Raw genomic sequence first — 4,011 nt, 5'->3', positions numbered from 1 at the left:
CTAAGTTGCAGCTAACCACCACAACACTCAAGCAAAGCCACCTTAATCACTATACTCAACCAAACCAAAATCGCCGACTGTTAGCTGTCGACTTGAGCAATTTGTTAGCATACGAGGTCAACCGCTACAAACCGTCAAGTGACTCTCGGAGCTTATCCATGGTTTGAATACCAAGCTCACTACTCACCCATCCGTACTTATCCCCGTGGAATCTAGGAAGATATGGAGATGATAATGATCTAGTTCATTAAAGTGGGGAGCCTCGCCATTGTTTTGCATGAGCCCAATACCATCAGGACTAAACTTAGCTTCAATACGTTTGTACAAATCTTTAGCAACATCATTGATTTCAGCAAAGACTGGCTCAGGTAAGTCCAGAAGGGTTCGATAATGTGACTTGGGGCAAATCAAAATATGACCAAAGTTAATCGGGTCATGGTCAGCAAATGCAATAACCTCTTCTGACTCATAAACTATTACGGCTTCAATTTCACGATTAACAATTTGTTCAACTATTGTCGCCATCTGAAATCCTATGAAAGTATGCTAACGCCTTGCTAAGTAGCAGCTAACTGCCACGACACTCAAGCAAAACCACCGTAATCACTAAACTCAACCAAACCAAAATCGCCAAACGTTAGCTGTCTGCTTGAGCAATTTGTTAGTTTTTTTCGTGCGAAGAAGCCGACGTTTGGCACCAAGGTTTTAAAGAAATGCTCCAAAACCAACGCCGCCGACGCACCCAATGCAGAAGCAATGAACCTCCCACCGACTAGCTGCCAAAGAGGGCGATACTTAAAGGCAACTCAAGGCTCTTGCGCTGAAGCTGACTGCCAAGTGCATCAGAATCGAAGTCGATTGACGCCCTTTCCAAGCCAAAGAAACAGCACGCGCGGTTTTGCGAATTGGCACTGACGAGCAGGTGTAAAGCTAGGACGATGAACACCTATTCCAATAAACTGAACCGAGAAAACTAACGCCTTGTTAAGTAGCAGCTAACTGCCACTGCACCCAAACAAAACCACCATAATCACTAAACTCAATTCAAACCAAAATCGCCGACAGTTAGCTGTCTGCTTGAACAATTTGTTAGGGGGATGTTTTCGCCATACTCTTAGCTACATCAAAAAAATCTGTATCCAATGCAAATGTTTCTGTCATTAAATCAGACGTGACAGATGTCCAAAGGAGCTCTCTTTGAACCAACGACTCTATTGCAGGAGTAGACAGGTCTAATTCGTTAATTTGACGAAATGTTAATGCTGTGCCACCAGATTCCGTAAAGGCTCGAATAACTCTCAACTCCTCTTTACTCAAGCGCTGAAACACATCTACTAACTGCTTATGTTGAAGGTTATTTGTTATCTTTACTTTTGATCGTTCATTCAGTGCGGTAGCGACTATACGAGCAACAGGGAAGATTATGACTAACGAGAAAAAAGCAATAACCCAATCATCTGAATACAAGTAACTAGCTAGCCCAACAGCTCCGGATAAAGAAGTAGCGATGCCCCTTCCAAAATCATTTTCGCTGTAAACTTTCTCTAGCCACTTATCAATTGATTCCATTTACTTTCTCCATAATTGATAAAGCCCCCTAACGCCTTGTTAAGTAGCAGCTAACCGCCAATACACCCAAACAAAGCCACCGGAATCACTAAATTCAATTCAAGTCAAAATCGCCGACTGTTAGCTGTCTGCTTGAACAATTTGTTAGGTTACTTCTTTCTAAATACCTTATGAGTTAATACTGCAAGGATTGCAATAATCAGCAGAATATAAAAGCTATATGTTTGAAAGGTGTTGAAAAATAGCCAAGATAAAGAAGCCACCATTAAACCCACAAGCAATAAGATTATTTTCCTCTTCACTATCACAATCCTTTGCCTGCTAACGCTTTAGTCCAATAGCCCGTATGTGTCTTAACTTTAGGCGCTAATATCTCGGGGTTTGCAACATAAAACTGGTGACTATTTGGATACTTTAGTCCGTGCTTATTTTGAAACGAAAAGAAGTCAATTAGACTTAAACCACACCCTAAAGTCTTTGTGCTTGCGACAGCTATACTCCCAACAACAGCGCCGACATAAAATGACGCAAGCAAAGCACCTGCAACTTTCAGTTTTTCTAATCCCGTTGTCGCTTTAATCAACTCAGTAACTGTTGCCCCTCGCCCTAAGCTTTTTACTGCCGCTATCATTACAGTGGCATTACTGACTGCCGCCGTCGCAGAATCGAATAATGTGGAAGGAACTGGCAGCCCTAATGCTTTCATATTAGCGTTAAAGTGCTTCGAAAACTCAACCGTACTGATATTACACGCTACCATAAACTACCTCACTGTATATCCAAAAAAGAGGTAATTATAAAACCCATTTCCTTCCAGTCTTTAGCAATCACGCTCTCGCTAGAAACACTTCACCATATGCCATATATCAATTACATTATTTGCACAGGTCGTGCATGGTAACCTAACGCCTTGTTAAGCGGCAGCTAACTGCCATTGCACTCAAACAAAGCCACCGTAATCACTAAACTCAACCAAACCAAAATCGCCAAACGTTAGCTGTCTGCTTGAACAATTTGTTATGTGTCATTTTCGACACTCAGAGCTAGACAAAATCAGGTTACCAAAATTCCTATTTTGTATACGTAAGTCGATTACAACAGGTTTTTTGTTTTGATAATAACTGGTCAAAGGCTTTGACTTGCATGCCATGTTCTTAATGCTAGCTAAATACCTAGTTTGATATTCTTTGAACTTGTTGTCATCACGGCTAAAACCGATAAAGTCGAATCCGATATTTACCTGTTTCTCACTCTCATAGTAACTAGACAACATAATTCTATGTTCAGGGATTATCTTAAGTTTCGAAGCTGACTGCTTAAGTACATTCTCTGTGTATTGCTGCTTAATGTGACTAAATATCAATCCAGCGGCAAAAGTTACGAATATAATCAACACCCTTAATGTGGGATTAGTTTTTACCATGTTTCCTCCGTGACACATAACGCCTTGCTAAGTTGCAGCTAACGAACACAACAACCAAGCAAAGCCACGTAATCACTGAACTCAACCAAACCAAAATCGCCGAGCGTTAGCTGTCTGCTTGAGCAATTTGTTAGGCTAACTCGCTCAACCTGTTTTTCAAATAGCTACTTTGGTACACGAACATACTCTTGTTGCAGTTGCATCGACTGCAGTACTAGCCTTAAAAAAGTTACATTTCTCAAGCAATTTGATGGAAGCCACATTTCCGTCATAAACCCAAGCTATTACCTCTTGTGACCAATTATTGGGCTCAACGATGTTCTTTATAAGAGCTTGTATCAACTCAGATCCATACCCCCTTGCCCAAAACTCTGGAAAGATGAAATACCCCAACTCAATTGCTAGTTTGTTTTCCAAAGTTCCCTTATTCGCTTCTGACAATTGAACAAAGCCAATAACACAACTTGAATGTATGTCTTCAAGTACATGGCATAAATAGTAAGGCTGGTTATCTAGTTTTTCTTTCAACCAAACCGTGGCGTCTGTGCCAACAGGGATTTCTGGCATGTACTTACAAAGGACATCATCAAAACGATTTAGAAAGTGTATTTCATCCCCAATCTTTAAAGGCCTAACTCTAAGCCTTTCTATCTTAAACTCCGAAATCACTCCCTTCTCCGTTTGCCTAACGCCTTGTTAAGTAGCAGCTAACTGCCACTACACCAAAATAAGGCCACCGTAATCACTAAACTCAATCCAAACCAAAATCGCCAACTGTTAGCTGTCTGCTTGAACAATTTGTTATGTAGCGATGCTTGGATTAGTGATCGTTCCCTGCGTACACCCACATAGGTTCGGTTTTACCCGTCCGTTCAAAACCCAGTGCTTTGTAAAAATCCACCGCTTCACCGTCCGCAGTTAACATTTGTTGATGGAAGTCTTTGTACTTGCCTTGCATCAGTTCCATCATCTTGCGACCAACTCCAAACCCGTGGAAATCTGGGTCAACAAGCATATGC

At 41.3% G+C, this 4,011-nt stretch carries 4 protein-coding genes and 1 pseudogene; all 5 read right to left on the bottom strand.

All coding sequences use genetic code 11. From position 1 onward, the window contains the following. Positions 1–124 precede the first annotated feature (124 nt). Positions 125–525, bottom strand: a pseudogene (locus tag TZ48_RS18510) (HIT family protein). 564 nt (positions 526–1,089) lie between these two features. After that, positions 1,090–1,569: a hypothetical protein gene (locus TZ48_RS18505; protein ID WP_112480224.1), complete on the bottom strand. Its 480-nt coding sequence runs from the start codon at positions 1,567–1,569 to the stop codon at positions 1,090–1,092. A gap of 304 nt (positions 1,570–1,873) precedes the next feature. Continuing rightward, the gene (locus tag TZ48_RS18500; protein WP_162674654.1) at positions 1,874–2,275 is read right to left on the bottom strand and encodes a hypothetical protein; all 402 of its coding nucleotides are present in this window, start codon (positions 2,273–2,275) and stop codon (positions 1,874–1,876) included. A gap of 873 nt (positions 2,276–3,148) precedes the next feature. Continuing rightward, on the bottom strand, positions 3,149–3,661 hold the full coding sequence (locus TZ48_RS18490) for a GNAT family N-acetyltransferase (protein ID WP_112480221.1): 513 nt from the start codon (positions 3,659–3,661) through the stop codon (positions 3,149–3,151). 151 nt (positions 3,662–3,812) lie between these two features. Then, positions 3,813–4,011 (bottom strand): GNAT family N-acetyltransferase (locus TZ48_RS18485; protein ID WP_162674653.1); only part of this gene is annotated, 199 nt, incomplete at its 5' end.

Source organism: Vibrio variabilis (assembly GCF_003263785.1).
GTDB lineage: Bacteria > Pseudomonadota > Gammaproteobacteria > Enterobacterales > Vibrionaceae > Vibrio > Vibrio variabilis.
This window is presented reverse-complemented; position numbering and strand designations above follow the sequence as displayed.